Genomic DNA, 16,153 nt, shown 5'->3' on the forward strand with positions numbered 1-16,153 from the left:
CCCGTCACGAGGCTCGCTCACGCGCGGCTCGTGACGGGACCACCCCACACACCGCGAGCACCTACGCGACCGGCGGCCGCCCAACGCAAGGTGACCACCCGAAAACCCACGTCTCGCAACCGCGGCGCAAGGTGCCGGCGCGCCCACCCACGGACCGGCGCGCACCCGCACATTGGTCTGAACCTTGACAGCCGAGACCACCCGCTGACACCGTGAACCCTCGCCGCCACCACGAGGTTCCCCCTTGCCTGGAGGATGGCGTGACACCACAACGAGTGCGCTCAGCACTCACCGCGCTGCTGATCGCCACATCGGGAGTACTGGTGACCGGACCAGCCGAAGCCGCACCCTCCCTGCCGGACCTGCTCCCCCAACCGGTCCAGGTCCAGCCCCACAGCGACATCACGTTCAGTCTCACCGCGAACGCCAGGATCCAGCTCGGCACGGGCACCGCCCGCGAGCCCGCGGAACTGCTGGCGTCGATCCTCCGCCCGTCCACGGGTTACGCGCTCCCCATCGCCGACGAGGTGACCGGCGACGGCATCGTCCTGCTGAACAACGCCGACCCGAAGACCGGCCAGGAGGGCTACCAGCTGGACGTGACCCCGAAGCAGGTGATCATCCGGGCCAACTCCGCCGCGGGCCACTTCAACGGCATCGCGACCCTCCGCCAGCTCCTGCCGCCCAAGGCGGAGGCCAGGACGAAGCAGCCGGGGCCGTGGACCGCCCCAGGCGTCAGCATCCTCGACCACCCGAGGTACCAGCACCGGGGCGCGATGCTCGACGTGGCACGGCACTTCTTCACCCCGGACCAGGTCAAGCGCTACATCGACCAGATCGCCGCCTACAAGATCAACTACTTCCACCTCCACCTGAGCGACGACCAGGGCTGGCGGCTGGAGATCAACAGCTGGCCGGACCTGACCAGGATCGGCGGCAGCACCGAGGTGGGCGGCCGCAAGGGGCAGCTGTACTACACCCAGGACCAGTACCGGGACCTGGTCGCTTACGCGGCGAACCGCGGCATCACGGTGATCCCCGAGTTCGACATGCCGGGCCACACCAACGCCGCGCTCGCGAGCTACGGCGAGCTGAACTGCGACGGCAAGAAGCGCCCGCTCTACACCGGCACCGACGTGGGTTTCTCCAGCCTCTGCATCAGCAAGGACGTCACCTACAAGTTCATCGACGACGTGGTCAGGGAGGTCTCGGCGATCACGCCGGGGCCGTACTTCCACATCGGCGGTGACGAGGCCCACTCCACGCCGGACGCGGACTTCGTGAAGTTCATGAACCGGGTGCTGCCGATCGTGAAGAAGTACGGCAAGACGACCACCGGCTGGCACGAGTTCATCAAGACCACCAAGGACACCTCGCTCGTCCCGCAGTTCTGGGGCACGGAGACGTCCGACGCCAACGTGGCCGCGGCGGCGCAGCGGGGCAACAAGATCCTCATGTCGCCGGCCAACCGGATCTACCTCGACATGAAGTACAACAAGAACACCAAGCTCGGTCAGGACTGGGCAGGGCTCATCGAGGTCAAGGACTCCTACAACTGGAATCCCGGCGCGTACCTCGACGGCGTGACCGAGGGCAGCGTCCGCGGGGTCGAGGCTCCACTGTGGACCGAGACCATCAGAACGTCCGCCGACATCGAGTACATGGCGTTCCCGCGCCTCGCGGTGGCCGCCGAGCTCGGCTGGGCGCCGGCCGCCACGCACAACTGGGACCGGTTCGCGCCGCGCCTGGGCGCGCAGGCCCCGCGCTGGAAGGTCCAGGGCATCAACTACTACGCGAGCAGTCAGGTGCCCTGGAAGAAGTGATCAGAAGTAGCCCTGCGCGCGGTCGGAGTAGCTGACCAGCAGGTGCTTCACGCGCCGGTACTCGGCGAGCACCGCGGTGTTCGCCGAGTAGGCGTAGTAGTTGTTGACCCACACCCGTTCGGCGCGCAGTTCCTGGCCGACGTTGTGCGCCACGGCGACGTTGCGGCACCAGACGCCGGCGCCGAGCTGGGCGGTGGCCTCGTTGGCGATCTTCACCGCGTCGGCGCGGTCGTCGAACCTGGTCACGGAGACGATCGGGCCGAGCACGTCGTCGGCGAACACGGCGGAGCGGTGATCGCCCTCGAAGATCGTGGGCTGGACGTAGTGGCCGGAGGCCTCGCCGCCGGTCACCAGCCGCGCGCCCTCGGCCTTGCCGCGCTCGACGTACGCGAGCACCCGGTCCCGCTGCTCCAGCGACACCACCGCGCCGACCATCGTGTCCGTGTCGAGCGGGTCGCCCAGCCGCAGCTGCCGGGTGCGCTCGGTCGCCAGGTGCAGCAGCTCCTCGTAGATCGCGGTCTGGATCAACGCGCGGGACGGGGCCGTGGCGACCTGGCCCTGGTTGGCCGCGAACATCGCGAAGCCTTCGAGGGCCTTGTCCAGGAAGCCGTCGCGTTGCGCGGTGACGTCATCGAAGAAGATGTTGGGGCAACGGCCCGAACGGACCGGGTGGTCGTCGCATCCGGTGACCACGTTCACCACACCGGGCGGCAGCAGGTCGGCGATCACGTCGAGCAGCACGTGGATCGACGCGGGCGTCTGCAGGGCGGGCTCCAGCACCACGGCGTTGCCGGCGGCCAGCGCGGGTGCGAGCACGCGGCCCGCGTTCAGCAGCGGGAACGTCCACGGGAGCCGTTCGTGCACCACGCCGAGCGGCTGGAACGAGCGGTAGTCGCAGGTGTTGCGGCCGAGCTGCTCGACCTCGCCGGCCTCGGCGCGGATGACCGCGGCGAACTGGCGGAACTGCTCGATCAGCAACGGGACGTCGGCGACCAGGGCCTCGCGGACCGGCTTGCCGTTGTCCCACGTCTCGGCGACCGCGAGCTCGGTCGCGTGCTCCTCCACCCGGTCGGCGATCTCGCCCAGAACCGTGGCGCGCTCTCGTGCCGTGGTGCTCCCCCACGAGCGTGCGGCGCCGCTGGCCGCGTGCAGGGCACGCGCCCGATCGGCGTCCGTGCCCCGCGCGACCTCGGTGAACACCTCACCGGTCACCGGCGTGACGTTCTCGACGTAGTCGCCGGAGACGGGCGGCACGTGGTCGCCGCCGATGAAGTGGTCGTACCTCGGCCGGTACGCGACCACGCTGCCGGGCTGACCCGGTGCCGCGTACTGCGTCATTCTCGACTCCTGTTGCTGACTGGCCCGCCTACTCGCCCTGGTGGGGGAAATGAGAAAGTAAGCGGCAGAACGTTGCATGCTCGTTGCAAGCCGTGGATGGATCAGTGACCCACGACCCCGTGCAACACGCACTGTTGCTGAGTCGCGTAAGAGATGCCGTGTTGAGTGGTACTCGCACGGCGGATTCGCCACGCTCAGTCATCTCCGCGTCGTGGCAACGGTCACTCGCGGCCAACGTGGATCCGGACCTGCACACCGCCCCCACGGTGTTCGGCGCCGACGAGCTGCCCGACCTGCGGGAACGGCATCCGCTGCACCCGACGCTGCCCTTGCTGCGCGAGACCCTGCTCGGCTTCGCGCAGGAGGCCGAGCACATCATGATCGTCGCCGACGCGCAGGGCCACATCCTCTGGTGCGAGGGCGACCACCGCACCCGCACCAGCGCGGAGCACGTCGGCCTGGCCGAGGGAACGCGCTGGTCGGAGGACGCGGCCGGCACGAACGGCATGGGCACCGCGCTGGCGACCAACTCACCCGTCACGGTTCACTCGGCCGAGCACCTCGTGCGGACCTACCACCACTGGACCTGCGCGGCGAGCCCGATCCGCGACCCCGACACCGGCACGACGATCGGGGTGGTCGACCTGAGCGGCCCGATCGAGACCGTGCACCCGTCGATGGTGGCGCTGGTGTCGGCGTCGGCCCGGCTCGCCGAGTCGGAGATGCTCGCCAGGATGCACGCGCACGACGAGGAGCTGCGGGCGCGCAACATGCGGCACCTGATCGCGCTGCGCGGCGAGCCGGGCGCGTTGCTCAGCTCGACCGGGCGGGTCGTCGCGGTCGAGCCGTACGGGCTGCTGCCCTCCCGCGTCGACGTGTCCCGCGACCGCCTGCTGCTGCCGGACGGCCGCGAAGCGGTGCTGGAGACCCTCGCCCAGGGCTATCTGCTGAGGGTCCCGCGGCAGCGGCACGTGCGGCGGTCCGTGCTGTCGCTGTCGTTCCTGCTGCCGGAGCCCAAGGTCGTGCTGGACGGGCGCGAGGTGCCGATCTCGTTGCGGCACGCGGAGATCCTGTGCGCGCTGGCGTTGCACGGCAGGCTGTCCGCCGACCAGCTCGCGCTGCGGCTCTACGGCGAGCGCGGCAACCCCACGACCGTGCGCGCCGAGCTGCACCGGTTGCGCGGCCAGCTGGGCGCCGACGTGCTGTCGACCAGGCCCTACCGGCTCACCGCCGACGTCGAGGCCGACTTCCTGGCGGTGCGGGCCGCGCTCAGGGACGGTGACGTGCCGCTGGCCGCCGGCCGGTACCGCGGCTCACTGCTGCGCCGCTCCGAAGCGCCCGTCGTGCTGGCCGAGCGGGACGACCTCGCGACCGGGGTGCGCAAGGCCGTCCTGTCGCGCGGCGACGCGAACGCGCTGTGGACGTTCACCCAGACCGACTCGGGCGAGCACGACGCCGAGGCGCTGGAACAGCTGGTCAGGCTGCTTCCTCCGGACGATGTCAGGCGCGCGATCGGCTCCGCGCGCCTGAGGAGGCTCAACCAAGACGATTGACAAGAGTCTCGCCAGCTGAATATCTTCCTCACTAAGAGACTTAGTTGAGGGGGAATCATGCGCGTACTCATCATCGGAGCGGGCACCGGTGGCCTGTGCCTGGCGCACGGGCTGAAGAAGGCCGGCGTCGACGTGGCGTTGTTCGAACGCGACCGCACGCCGCGCAGCATGCTGATCGGCTACCGGGTCGGGATCAGCCCGGACGGCAGCAAGGCGCTGCACAGTTGCTTACCGCCGGACGTGTTCGCCGAGTTCGTCCGCACCACCGCCAGGCCGCCGCGTTTCATCAACATGCGCACCGAGAAGTACGAGGAGCTGCTGGTCGGCGAGATCCCGCCGGGTGTGGACGAGACCCGCAGCGAGAAGTCCGTCAGCCGGATCGCGATGCGCACGGCGTTGCTGAACGGCCTGGAGGACGTCGTCCAGTTCGACAAGACCTTCACGCGCTTCAGCCGCAACGACGACGGCTCGGTCACCGCGCACTTCGACGACGGCACGTCCGAGACCGGCGACGTGCTGGTCGGCGCGGACGGCGCGCAGTCCAGGGTGCGCAGGCAGTACCTGCCGCACGCCAAGATCGTGGACACCGGCATCACCACGATCGCGGGCAAGCTGCCGCTCACCCCGGAGAGCGTGAAGCTGCTGCCCCCGAAGGCCGATGGCGGGATCACGCTGCTGTACGGACCCAAGGGCGCGTTCGTGATCATCCACGTGATGCGGTTCGACGGCGAAGGCGTCGAGGACGACTACATCATGTGGGGCTACGCGGCCTCGCACGACAAGTTCCCGGACCTGAAGGGCCTGAACCAGGAGCAGCTCAAGCAGGTCGTGCTGGACATGACCCCGAAGTTCCACCCGAACCTGCGCGAGCTCTTCCGGCTGGCCGACCCGGAGACGGTGTTCGAGATCAAGGTCCGCACGTCCGAGCCGCTGCAGCCGTGGAAGTCGAGCAACGTCACGTTGATCGGCGACTCGGTGCACCTGATGACGCCGGGCCGCGGCATCGGCGCGAACACCGCACTGCGCGACGCGGAGTTGCTGTGCCGCAAGCTCACCGAGGCCCACCAGGGCAAGGAGGTCGTGCAGGCGATCTCCGAGTACGAGCAGGAGATGGTCAAGTACGGCTTCGAGGCGGTGCTGGCCTCACGGGAGCAGATGGACGGCAACGGCGCGATCCACAAGCCCGTGATCGGCCGGATCGTGCTGGCGTTCCTGCGGACGTTCCTGCGCGTCACGAACGCCGTGCCCGCGCTCAAGCGGAAGATGCTGGCCACCGACGCCGCGCGTCGTGATCACGTAGATTCGGCGCATGAGGTGGTTCACGCCGGGTGAGGTGATCGTGCGGCGGGAAGTGCTGCACGGCAAGGTCTGGTCGGAGATGCCGACCAGGGTGGTCGTCGACGAGCCGGGACTGCTCGCCGTGTTCGTGGAACCGGGCACCCGGCTCACCTATCCCGACCACCACCACCCGCACCCGTGGGACAAGCCCGACCGCGGGTTCTGGCGCGGCCACGGCAAGCTGATGCTGCACCGGCCGCAGGACGCCTACTCCGTCGACCTCTTCTGGAAGGGCGACGACCGGGTGTTCGGCAACTACTACCTGAATCTGCAGGCGCCCTACCGCCGCACCGGCGACGGGTTCGAGACGCTCGACCACGCGCTGGACTACACGCTGGCGCCGGACGGCACGTGGGAGCAGCGCGACCTCGACGAGTTCGAGGAGCAGGTGGCGTCGGGCAAGTACTCCGCGCAGGAGGCCGAGGCGATCCGCGCCGAGGGCGTCAAGATCGAGAAGATGCTGGCGTCCGGTGACATCTGGTGGGACACCGCCTGGGCGGACTGGCAGCCGTGAAGGTGCGACCGCTGACGTTCGACACGCTCGTCGCCGAGATCGTGTCGCGCGTCAGCGCGATGGACGGCCGGGTGCGCGTGCTGATCGACGGCGCACCCGCCGCCGAACCGGGCAAGCTCGCGCACGCGCTCGTGGAACCGTTGCGCGCCTTGGGCCGCGCGGTGCAGCGGGTGTCCACTGAGGACTTCCTGCGGCCGGCGTCGGTGCGGCTGGAACACGGCCGCACCGACCCGTACTCGTACCGGCACGACTGGTTCGACTTCCACGGCCTGCAACGCGAGGTGCTCGATCCCGCCCTGGACGGCAAGGTGCTGCCGTCGTTGTGGAACGCCGCCACCGACCGCGCCAGCCGCGCCGAGTACGTGGACGTGCCGGAGAACGGCGTGGTGCTCGTGGACGGCACGCTGCTGCTGGACCGCTGGCTGCCGGCCGAGCTGACCGTGCACCTGTGGCTCTCCCCCGGCGCGCTGAAGCGCAAGACCACCGAGCAGTGGACGCTGCCCGCGTTCGACGACTACGAGCCGCAAGCCGACCTCTTCGTGCGCTACGACCACCCGGATCGGCCAGGCCTGGTCGAGTCGTGAACCCGGCTTTTGATGAACCACTTCTCCCGCCGCGGACATAGACGGGGCAGAGAGGAGGGTCCGTGACCGACGAAGAGCTCTGGGGGCAGGTCCGGGCCGGTGAGGCGGAGGCGTTCGGGCAGCTGTTCGAGCGCCACGCCCAGGCCGTGTTCGCCTACTGCCTGCGCCGCACCGGCACGTGGGCGGTGGCCGAGGACCTGGTGTCCGTGGTGTTCATGGAGACGTGGCGCAAACGCACGTCAGTGGCCGTCGAGGGGTCGCTGCTGCCGTGGTTGTACAGCGTCGCGCTCGGTGTCACCCGCAACCACCAGCGCTCCAGGACGCGGTACCGGGCTGCGCTCGGCAGGGTGCCGCTGCCTGATCCGGACGGTGACCACGCGGACGACGTGGCCCGCCGGGTGGACGCGGAGGCCAGGACCAGGGCGGTGATCGCCGAGCTGGAGAAGTTGCCGGCGGGAGACCGGGAGGTGCTGGAGATGTCCGCGTGGTCGGACCTGAGCCAGGCGCAGATCGCCCAGGTGCTCGGCATCCCGGTCGGCACGGTGAAGTCCCGACTCGCTCGTGCGCAACGGACGGTCCGCGGCGCATTGGTTGAGGAGGCGTTGTGAACATCAGCCCTGACATCCCGCAGCTCGACCCGATGCGGCTGCAGGTCCGCAAGCACGCGCTGGTGAACGAGATCAGTGCGAAGCCGTCCCGCCGCTGGTGGCGGTTCACCGTGCCCGCGACAGCTCTCGTCGCCGCGGTCGTGACGACGCTGGTGCTGTGGACGCCCACGAACCCATCGGCCTACGCGTCGTGGACCGCCGAGCCGCGCGCACCCGGCCCGGACGTGGACGCCATGATCGCGGACTGCCGGGAGCAGCTGGCCAAGGCGGACAGGAACACCCGGACGTACTTCCCGAACTGGCCGGCGACGCCGACCGAGGTGTCGGTGATCGACCAGCGCGGGGACCTGACCCTCATCGTGTTCACCGGGCCGGAAGCCGTGCACGACTGCCTGCGCGGCCGGAAGGGGTCGTACGGCGGCGGAGGTGGCGGCATCGCCCCGCTGGGTGCCGATCGGTACCGGGCCATGACGTACGGCGCCGAGACCGGGGACGGGGCCGGCCAGGAGTCCAGGCGGACCCTGATCGCCAGGGCGAGCCCCGAGGTCGCCAGGGTCCGGGTGAACACGGAGGACGGCAGGCACGTCGCCGCCACCCTCGGGAAGGACGGCTGGCTGGCCGCGTGGTGGCCGGGAGAGGCCGACGTGACGACCGTGACCCTGTACGACCGGGCCGGTCACGAACTCGGGACGGAACCGGGCGGGGTTCGGTAACCTCGTGGGCATGTGGCGGCCGGAGACCAGGAACCCCAGGCTCGTGAAGCACAGCCTGTTGGTGCTCGCGGTCTTCCTGCCCGCCCTCTACGCCTTCACGTTGTTCTCCTCACCGACCGACGCCGTCGCGACTGTGACCGCAACGGTGACGGCGCTCGCCCTCGCGTTGATCGTGGTGGTCGCGCTGGTGCCGCTCTCGGTGGCACCGGCGCGGTCGCTCGCGCTCCGGGAACGAGCCCAACGATCAGCTCAGCTGCGGTTGCGCAATCCTGACGCCGCGGGCAGGCCCCGTCCTCGAGCACCGGGATGCGGGACGTTCTGACGTCCCGCAAGATCCCCAACTCGATACGGAGAAACAACCCTTGTTCGCTGACCTGGGCGCTGCCCTGGCGAGCTTCGGCATGCCCGCGCTCGCCATCGTCCTGTTCACCATGGCGGTGCGGTTGCTGCTGCACCCGCTGGCCCGCGCGGCCGTGCGCGGCGAGAAGGCCAAGGCCGCACTCGCCCCGGAGATCCAGAAGCTGCAGAAGAAGTACGGCAAGGACCTGATGCGGTTCTCGGAGGAGTCGCAGAAGGTCTACAAGGCCAACGGCGTCTCGATGTTCGCGGGCATGCTGCCGATGCTCGCGACGATGCCGTTCTTCATGGTCATGTACCGGATCGTCACGACCCCCAACCCACTTCTGGACGGCACGATTTTCGGGGTTTCACTAAGTAGTCATTTCATGAGCAGTTTGTCGTGGGTGTTCTTCGTGCTGTTCGGACTGCTGGCCGTGGTCGCCTACCTGACCGTGCGGTGGCAGCAGTCGCGGATGACGACGACTCCCGCCCCTGGCTTCATGGCCGGGCTGATCAAGGTGCTGCCGTTCGGGACGATCCTGGTCGCGGCCTACCTGCCGCTGGCCGCCGGGCTGTACCTGCTCACCACGACGACGTGGACGATCGCGGAACGCGCGCTGCTCTACCGCATCCTGAGCTGAAGCTGCGCGATGAGCCGGACGAGCGGGTCGTCCAGATCGAGGTCGATCCGCTTCAACCGGTACCGCAACGTGTTGGGGTGGACGTGCAGCCGTTCCGCGGCGGCGCGCACGTCGCCCAGCGCGTCGAGATAGGCGAGCAACGACTTCGCGAGCTCCGGGTCGAGCGCGTCGATCCGCGGATCGCGGATCCGGGGATTGTCCTGCAGCAGCGCCAGGATCTCGCTCACCAGCACCTGTGAGCGGACGTCGGCCAACGTCGCGACCTCGGCGTCGAGGTCACGCGCCATGGCGTCCAGCACGCGTTCGGCCTCCTGCCGGGAGATCCGCGCCTCGTCCAACGTGGACACGGTCGAGCCGACCGCGGCCTGGACGGACGTGTGCAGGTGCCGCCGGGCGGTGTGCACGATCTCCCGCGTCAGGCTCAGCAGCTGCGCGTTCGGGGCGAGATCCGGCAGCAGCACGTACGTCCGACCGCCCGACTCGCTCACCAGCGCGCTGCGCCGGTACGCCGCCGCGTGCACCGAGATCAACCCGGTCATCTCGGCACGGCGGAGTTCGTGCTCGCTGCGGTCGCCCTCGCCGCCGCGCAGGGCGAACACCACGACGGCGGCGGGCTTGGCCGGGTCGGCGCCGATCTGCCCGGCCACGGTGGCGGCGTCCATCCGGCCGGTCAGCAGCGCGGCCAGCAGGTTCTCCCGGAACCGCGACGTCGGCTGGTTGCGCTGCTGGATCAGGTGCGGCGCGGTGACGCGGGCGGCGCCGAGCAACGCGCGTTCGGCCTGCTCGGTCAGCGGCTGGTCGCCCTCCTGCACCCAGATCGCGCCGAGCGGCTGGGAGCCGGCGTGGATGCCGACGGCGATGCGGCGCCGGATGCCGAGCTCAGGCCGTTCGTCGATGCGGACGACCTCTTCCGACGACCGCAGCAGGTTGTAGACGCCCCACTCGCGCAGCATCTTGAGGTACGGCTCCGGTCCCTGACGGCCGAGGATCGACAACCGGCGCAGCTCGTCGACCTCGTCGGACGAACGGGAGTAGGCGAGCACGCGGCTCGCGGTGTCCTCGATGCTGACGATGCCGCCGGTCAGGGTCGCAATCGTTTGCGCCAACGCGAACAGGTCGCCGAGCACCTCGCCGTCGTCGGTGCTGGTCGTCAGCACGCTCTTGGCCAGCGACTCCAGGTGTCCCCAGCGGACCTCTGGCCGGACCTCCAGCAACGCCACCCCGGCGTCGGTCGCCGCCTGTTCGAGGGCCTGGGACGACTCCTTGACGGCCACCGCGGCGGCCTTCGCGCGGCCGGCAGCCCTGATCAACGGCAGTGCGGCCCGTCCACGAGCGCCGATGAGCAACGCGAGATCGCCGGCCGCCACGTCCGGCGGGTCGTCCGGATCCATGATCACAACGTCACGCACGTCGACCTCCAGGCCGTTGGGGGCGACCTGCAGTTCGACGAGTGGATCACCGAGCGCGATCAGGATGTGCCGAAGCGCCACCGCCCCCTGCCTTTCCGCCACGCGGGGACCCCGCGTCCTCTCCTGGAGTACGAAAGCTCCCCGCGTGCCCTTCCGGTTTGGGCGATCGTACATCTGGAGTAAGTAATTTTGACCTTTTGCACAAAGGAGGCCAGGTCGTGCGGACTTACGGTGTGGGAACCCCACAATTCGAAGAGGAGTTGCGAGTGGACGCGGTCACGCAGGTTCCCGCCCCGGTCAACGAGCCGGTGCTGCAGTACGCCCCCGGTACCCCGGAGCGCGCCGAACTGCAGGCCAAGCTGGCCGAACTGCAGAAGGAGCCGCTTGAGCTGACGCTGACCATCGGTGGCGAGCAGCGCATGGGTGGCGGCGCGCGGTTCGACGTCGTCCAGCCGCACAACCACCGCTCGGTCCTCGGCACCCTGGCCAGCGCGACTCAGCAGGACACCCAGGACGCCCTGCGCGCGGCCCGCGAGGCCGCCCCGGCGTGGCGCGCGATGTCGTTCGACGACCGCGCGGCGATCCTCCTGCGTGCCGCCGACCTGCTCGCCGGACCGTGGCGGCAGACGCTCAACGCCGCGACGATGCTCGGCCAGTCGAAGACCGCGATCCAGGCCGAGATCGACTCCGCGTGCGAGCTGATCGACTTCTGGCGCTTCAACGTGCAGTTCGCCCGCAACCTGCTGGCCGAGCAGCCGATCTCCTCCCCCGGCGTGTGGAACCGCACGGACCACCGTCCGCTGGAGGGTTTCGTCTACGCGATCACGCCGTTCAACTTCACCGCCATCGCCGGCAACCTGCCGACCGCGCCCGCGCTGATGGGCAACGTGGTGCTGTGGAAGCCGTCGCCGACCCAGTCGTTCGCCGCGCACCTCACCATGCGGCTGCTGGAAGAGGCGGGCATGCCGCCCGGCGTGATCAACCTGCTGCCCGGTGACGGCCTCGCCGTGTCCGAGGTGGCGCTGAGCTCCCCCGACCTCGCGGGCATCCACTTCACCGGCTCCACCGCGACGTTCCAGAAGCTGTGGGCTCAGGTCGGCGCGAACATCGCGAACTACCGCTCCTACCCGCGGATCGTCGGCGAGACCGGCGGCAAGGACTTCGTGCTGGCGCACCCGTCCGCCGACCCGGACGTGCTGCGCGTCGCGCTGATCCGCGGTGCGTTCGAGTACCAGGGCCAGAAGTGCTCCGCCGCGTCGCGCGCCTACGTGCCGCGCTCGGTGTGGAACAAGATCAAGGACCGGTTCCTGGCCGAGGTCGAGGCGCTGACCTACGGCGACGTCACCGACTTCTCGAACTTCGGTGGCGCGGTGATCGACCGCCGCTCGTTCGACAAGCTGTCGGGCGTGCTGCAGGCCGCGCGGGCCGACTCCTCGCTGGAGATCGCGGCCGGTGGCACCGCGGACGACTCGGACGGCTTCTTCGTCCGCCCGACCGTGCTGCTCGGCACCGACCCGTCGAACTCCGTGTTCACCACCGAGTTCTTCGGCCCGGTGCTCGCGGTCCACGTCTTCGAGGACGCCGACTACGACACGGTTCTGAAGCAGATGGAGAGCGCGGCGCCGTACGGGCTGACCGGCTCGATCATCGCCCGTGACCGCACCGCCGTCGCGCACGCGATGGAGGAGCTGCGGTTCGCCGCCGGCAACTTCTACGTCAACGACAAGCCGACCGGTGCCGTCGTGGGCCAGCAGCCGTTCGGCGGCGGCCGCGCGTCCGGCACGAACGACAAGGCGGGGTCGGTGCACAACCTGCTCCGCTGGGTCAGCCCGCGCTCCATCAAGGAGACGTTCGCGGCGCCCACCGACCACCTCCACCCGCACCAGTTCTAATTTTTGGGGGGCGTCATGCTTCGTAACAGCCTTCTTCTCGCGTCTCGTTCCAAGGGCGCGCGCAAGCTCGTCGAGTCGACGCCGCTGACCCGGCCCGTCGTCGAGCGGTTCGTCGCCGGTGACGACGTCGACGCCGCGATCCGCGCGACCGCCGAAGTTCTGGGCGACGGCCGGCTCGTGACGTTGGACCACCTCGGTGAGGACACGGTCGAGGAGTCGCAGGCCAACGACACCGTCGAGGCGTACCTGACGCTGCTGGGGCGGCTGGAGTCGCACGGGCTCACCGAGGGCGCCGAGGTGTCGGTCAAGCTGTCGGCCGTCGGCCAGTCGCTGCCGGTGGACGGCGAGAAGATCGCGCTGGAGAACGCCCGGCGCATCTGCTCGGCGGCCGCGGTCGTCGGCACGACCGTGACGCTGGACATGGAGGACCACACCACCACCGACTCCACGCTGGACATCCTGCGGGAGCTGCGGGTGGACTTCCCGTGGGTCGGCGCGGTGCTGCAGGCCTACCTGCGCCGCACCGAGCAGGACTGCCGCGACCTCGCGTACGCCGGTTCGCGCGTGCGGCTGTGCAAGGGCGCGTACCAGGAACCTGCTTCCGTTGCGTACCAGGACAAGCACGACGTCGACCTGTCGTACGTGCGGTGCCTCAAGGTGCTCATGGAGGGGGCCGGCTACCCGATGGTGGCCTCGCACGACCCGCGCCTGATCGCGATCGCCGCGGACCTGGCCTCGGCCCGGTCGAAGGACTCCTACGAGTTCCAGATGCTGTACGGCATCCGGCCCGAGGAGCAGCGCCGGATCGCGGCCGAGGGCAACCGGATGCGCGTGTACGTCCCGTACGGCGACGAGTGGTACGGCTACTTCATGCGCCGCCTGGCTGAGCGTCCGGCCAACGTGGCGTTCTTCGTGCGGTCGCTGCTCACGACGAGCTGAGCGCCTCGACCGTTTCGAGGGCGAACTCCAGCTTCACCGGCTCACCCGCCTCGCGCATGATCTGCACCGCGCGGTGGGTGAGCCGGAGTGCTTTCTGCAGCTCGTGCTTGGTCTCCGCGCAGAGGCGTGCGTAGATCGTGAGCGCGTCGGCGTACCCGACCTCCCGGTCGAGGTCCGTGCCCGTCAGGTGCCACAGGACGACGGCGGTGTGCGCGGTGTTCCTGGCCTCCACCCGTCGTTCCGCACCGCGGAGCTTGCACGCGTGGTGCTGCACGGCACTGATGTACGAGGCCGGCGCCTTGTCCTTGAGCGCCCGCCAGATGTCGACCATCAGCTCGGACGCCTCCAGCGCGTGCGCGTGGTACTCCATTTCGGACAGCGTGGACGTCATGGGCTGCATGGCGACCGCGAGCTTGGCACCGAAGAAGTCGACGAGCTGCGACGGCAGCCGCCGCACGATGTCGAACACCTCCGCCGCGCTGGTGAGCGCCTGGTCGACCTCGTCGGAGATCAGCTGTTGCTCGGTGAGCGTCGCGAGGGCGATCGCCAGGTCCGCCTGGTGCCACACGGTGTTCTCCGCGGCCAGTTCCCGGTAGACCTCAACGGCTTCCCGCGCGGCGAGCAGTTCGGCGTCGAAGTCGTGGGCGACCTTGACGACGTTGAGCAACGCCGTGCCGAGCCCCTTCTTGTCTCCGTTCTCCCGCCACAGCATCACGGCTTCCTGCGCGGTGTGCTTGGCGTCCGGGTCCTCGCACAGCTCGTGCAACGCCTGGCTGTGCCGCATCAACGCGTCCGCCAGCTCCGGCTGGAACGTCTGCGGGTTCACCACCGCGAGCCGGCGGAAGACCTCGACGGCCTCCTTGAGGGTCTCGTTCGCGGCCTCGGCCCGGCGCAGCTCGACGAGCATGCTGCCCGCCGCGGCGAGGTTGCGGGCCAGCTCCGGTTCGTAGCGCGGGTCCTCCTGGGAGAGGATGCGCCAGTTCGCGATCGAGAGCTGCATGGAGTCGGCGGCGCAGGTGTGCTCGCCCTCCGCGTGGTACCGGCGGGCCACCGTGGCCGCGACCCTGGCGAAGTCCACGCGGAACAACGCCGGGTGCGTCTTCGCGAGCTCCTGGTACATCAGGGTCGCGCGGCTGATGGCGTCCATCGACGCCTCGGCCATGCCGAGGGCCTGGTAGCGGTAGCTGATCTGCTCCAGCGCCGAGGCGAGCTGCGGGATGGTCTCCGGGTCGTCGATCGCGATCTCGTGCCAGAGCCGGATCGCCTCCTCGGAGACCCTCAGCACGTCCGCGGTCCGGTGCACGGCGATGAGCCGCAGGCCGAGGTCTCCCAGCGAGTCCGCGAGCAGCGGGCGGTTCTCCTGGTCCTGCTCGGCCAGCTCGCGGTAGCACTCGACCTCGTCGCGCGAGGCTTCGACGGCTTCCTCGCGCAGGCCGCAGAGCGCCGTGCGGGCGCTGAGCATCCCGTACATCTCGGCGCGTTCGAGCGTGTCCTGGGCGCGGTCGATGAGACGCCTGGTGAGCATGGCGGGGATCGCGTCGGTGGCGAACCGCTCGTCGCGGAAGACCTGCCGGGCGATGTGCTCCAGGGTGGTGAACGAGCCGAGCTCGGCGGCGATGCGGAGGCTGTCGCGGGCCATGCCGAGCACGACCTCCGGGTTGGCGTCGATCAGCTCGTCGAGCTTCGGGCGCAGGTGCGGCCACCGTTGCGCGGCGCGGGCCAGCAGGTCGGGGTCGGGCGTGTCCGGGGTGGCGACGGCGAGGTGGTCCTCGGCGAACCGGCCGGTCTGCGGGCCGTGGTCGCGGTTGAGGAGCTGGCGGACGAGCTGGGTGCGGTTCACGTCGCACGGGTCGCCGTGCACCGCGGTCAGCGCGGCCAGGTGCAGGTCGAGGACGGTCTCGCCGGCGATGTTCGGCGGTGGCTCGTCCGGTGCGGTGACGTTGAGCTGCTTGGCGAAGTGCTGGCAGGCCAGGGTGAACGACTCGGCGCGGTCGGCGAGGGTCGGGGCGAGCTCCAGCGCGGTGACCTCGTGGTCGAAGTCGGCGATGCGCTGGCGGGTCGAGGACCACCACCAGCCCGTGGTCCTCGCCGCCAGCAGCACGCGCGTGCGCTCCGGTCCGTGCCGGAGCGTGTCCTGCAGGCGCACGAAGACGTCGTTCCAGGGGAGGCGGTCGGCGTCGTCGATCAGCAGCAGCCTGCCGTGGGCGTCGTCGTCCCAGTGCTCGGCGTGGAAGTGCTGGAGCAGCCGGGTCTTGCCCGCGCCGGCGGGTGCGTGCAGCAGCAGAGACGCCCGGGGTGCTGGGCTGTCGCGCCACTGCGCGAGTGCGTGCAGTTCGGATTCTCTGCCGTGAAAGGGGACCACCTGACGGGTGGGGTCCAGCAGTGCAGCGACGCTGAGTGCTCGGTCCACAGCCTCATAGTCGGCGTATGGTCCGGCGAGGGGTAGGAAGACCACACCATCG

At 69.8% G+C, this 16,153-nt stretch carries 14 protein-coding genes; 11 read left to right on the top strand and 3 right to left on the bottom strand.

All coding sequences use genetic code 11. From position 1 onward, the window contains the following. Positions 1–323: 323 nt before the first annotated feature. A complete protein-coding gene (locus ACWEIJ_RS44235) occupies positions 324–1,823 on the top strand; it encodes a beta-N-acetylhexosaminidase (protein WP_449843291.1) in 1,500 nt (499 codons plus the stop codon). Here the strand turns inward: ACWEIJ_RS44235 and ACWEIJ_RS44240 are convergent, their stop codons facing one another. Further along, a complete protein-coding gene (locus ACWEIJ_RS44240) occupies positions 1,824–3,161 on the bottom strand; it encodes an aldehyde dehydrogenase family protein (protein WP_449843292.1) in 1,338 nt (445 codons plus the stop codon). A gap of 158 nt (positions 3,162–3,319) precedes the next feature. Between ACWEIJ_RS44240 and ACWEIJ_RS44245 the strand changes: the two genes are divergently transcribed. From ACWEIJ_RS44245 to ACWEIJ_RS44280, 8 genes are all read left to right on the top strand, one after another. After that, the gene (locus ACWEIJ_RS44245) at positions 3,320–4,714 is read left to right on the top strand and encodes a GAF domain-containing protein (RefSeq protein WP_449843293.1); all 1,395 of its coding nucleotides are present in this window, start codon (positions 3,320–3,322) and stop codon (positions 4,712–4,714) included. A 57-nt stretch (positions 4,715–4,771) separates the two neighbouring features. Next, on the top strand, positions 4,772–6,046 hold the full coding sequence (locus tag ACWEIJ_RS44250; protein ID WP_449843294.1) for an FAD-dependent oxidoreductase: 1,275 nt from the start codon (positions 4,772–4,774) through the stop codon (positions 6,044–6,046). Next, the gene (locus tag ACWEIJ_RS44255; RefSeq protein ID WP_449843295.1) at positions 6,024–6,566 is read left to right on the top strand and encodes a DUF402 domain-containing protein; all 543 of its coding nucleotides are present in this window, start codon (positions 6,024–6,026) and stop codon (positions 6,564–6,566) included. The genes ACWEIJ_RS44250 and ACWEIJ_RS44255 overlap by 23 nt, the downstream gene beginning before the upstream one ends. Beyond that, positions 6,563–7,150 (top strand): uridine kinase, encoded by a 588-nt coding sequence (locus ACWEIJ_RS44260; RefSeq protein ID WP_449843296.1) that lies wholly within the window; start codon positions 6,563–6,565, stop codon positions 7,148–7,150. The genes ACWEIJ_RS44255 and ACWEIJ_RS44260 overlap by 4 nt, the downstream gene beginning before the upstream one ends. Before the next feature lie 62 nt (positions 7,151–7,212). Continuing rightward, the gene (locus ACWEIJ_RS44265; RefSeq protein WP_449843297.1) at positions 7,213–7,758 is read left to right on the top strand and encodes an RNA polymerase sigma factor; all 546 of its coding nucleotides are present in this window, start codon (positions 7,213–7,215) and stop codon (positions 7,756–7,758) included. After that, a complete protein-coding gene (locus tag ACWEIJ_RS44270; RefSeq protein WP_449843298.1) occupies positions 7,755–8,471 on the top strand; it encodes a hypothetical protein in 717 nt (238 codons plus the stop codon). Before ACWEIJ_RS44265 ends, ACWEIJ_RS44270 begins: the two co-directional genes overlap by 4 nt. A 10-nt stretch (positions 8,472–8,481) precedes the next feature. After that, positions 8,482–8,793, top strand: coding sequence for a DUF6412 domain-containing protein (locus ACWEIJ_RS44275; RefSeq protein WP_449843299.1), 312 nt, complete (start codon positions 8,482–8,484; stop codon positions 8,791–8,793). A gap of 40 nt (positions 8,794–8,833) precedes the next feature. Then, positions 8,834–9,451, top strand: coding sequence for a YidC/Oxa1 family membrane protein insertase (locus tag ACWEIJ_RS44280; protein WP_449843300.1), 618 nt, complete (start codon positions 8,834–8,836; stop codon positions 9,449–9,451). Here ACWEIJ_RS44280 and ACWEIJ_RS44285 read toward each other — a convergent pair. Then, the gene (locus ACWEIJ_RS44285) at positions 9,433–10,941 is read right to left on the bottom strand and encodes a PucR family transcriptional regulator (protein ID WP_449843332.1); all 1,509 of its coding nucleotides are present in this window, start codon (positions 10,939–10,941) and stop codon (positions 9,433–9,435) included. The genes ACWEIJ_RS44280 and ACWEIJ_RS44285 overlap by 19 nt on opposite strands. Before the next feature lie 185 nt (positions 10,942–11,126). Here ACWEIJ_RS44285 and pruA point away from each other — a divergent pair, with 185 nt between their 5' ends. Further along, positions 11,127–12,752: an L-glutamate gamma-semialdehyde dehydrogenase gene (gene pruA, locus ACWEIJ_RS44290; protein WP_449843301.1), complete on the top strand. Its 1,626-nt coding sequence runs from the start codon at positions 11,127–11,129 to the stop codon at positions 12,750–12,752. Between the two features lie 15 nt (positions 12,753–12,767). Then, positions 12,768–13,691, top strand: coding sequence for a proline dehydrogenase family protein (locus ACWEIJ_RS44295; protein WP_449843302.1), 924 nt, complete (start codon positions 12,768–12,770; stop codon positions 13,689–13,691). Here the strand turns inward: ACWEIJ_RS44295 and ACWEIJ_RS44300 are convergent. Then, a complete protein-coding gene (locus ACWEIJ_RS44300) occupies positions 13,678–16,101 on the bottom strand; it encodes a hypothetical protein (protein WP_449843303.1) in 2,424 nt (807 codons plus the stop codon). The two genes, ACWEIJ_RS44295 and ACWEIJ_RS44300, sit on opposite strands and share 14 nt — an antisense overlap. Between the last annotated feature and the right edge of the window lie 52 nt (positions 16,102–16,153).

The sequence above is a fragment of the Lentzea sp. NPDC004789 genome, assembly GCF_053601075.1.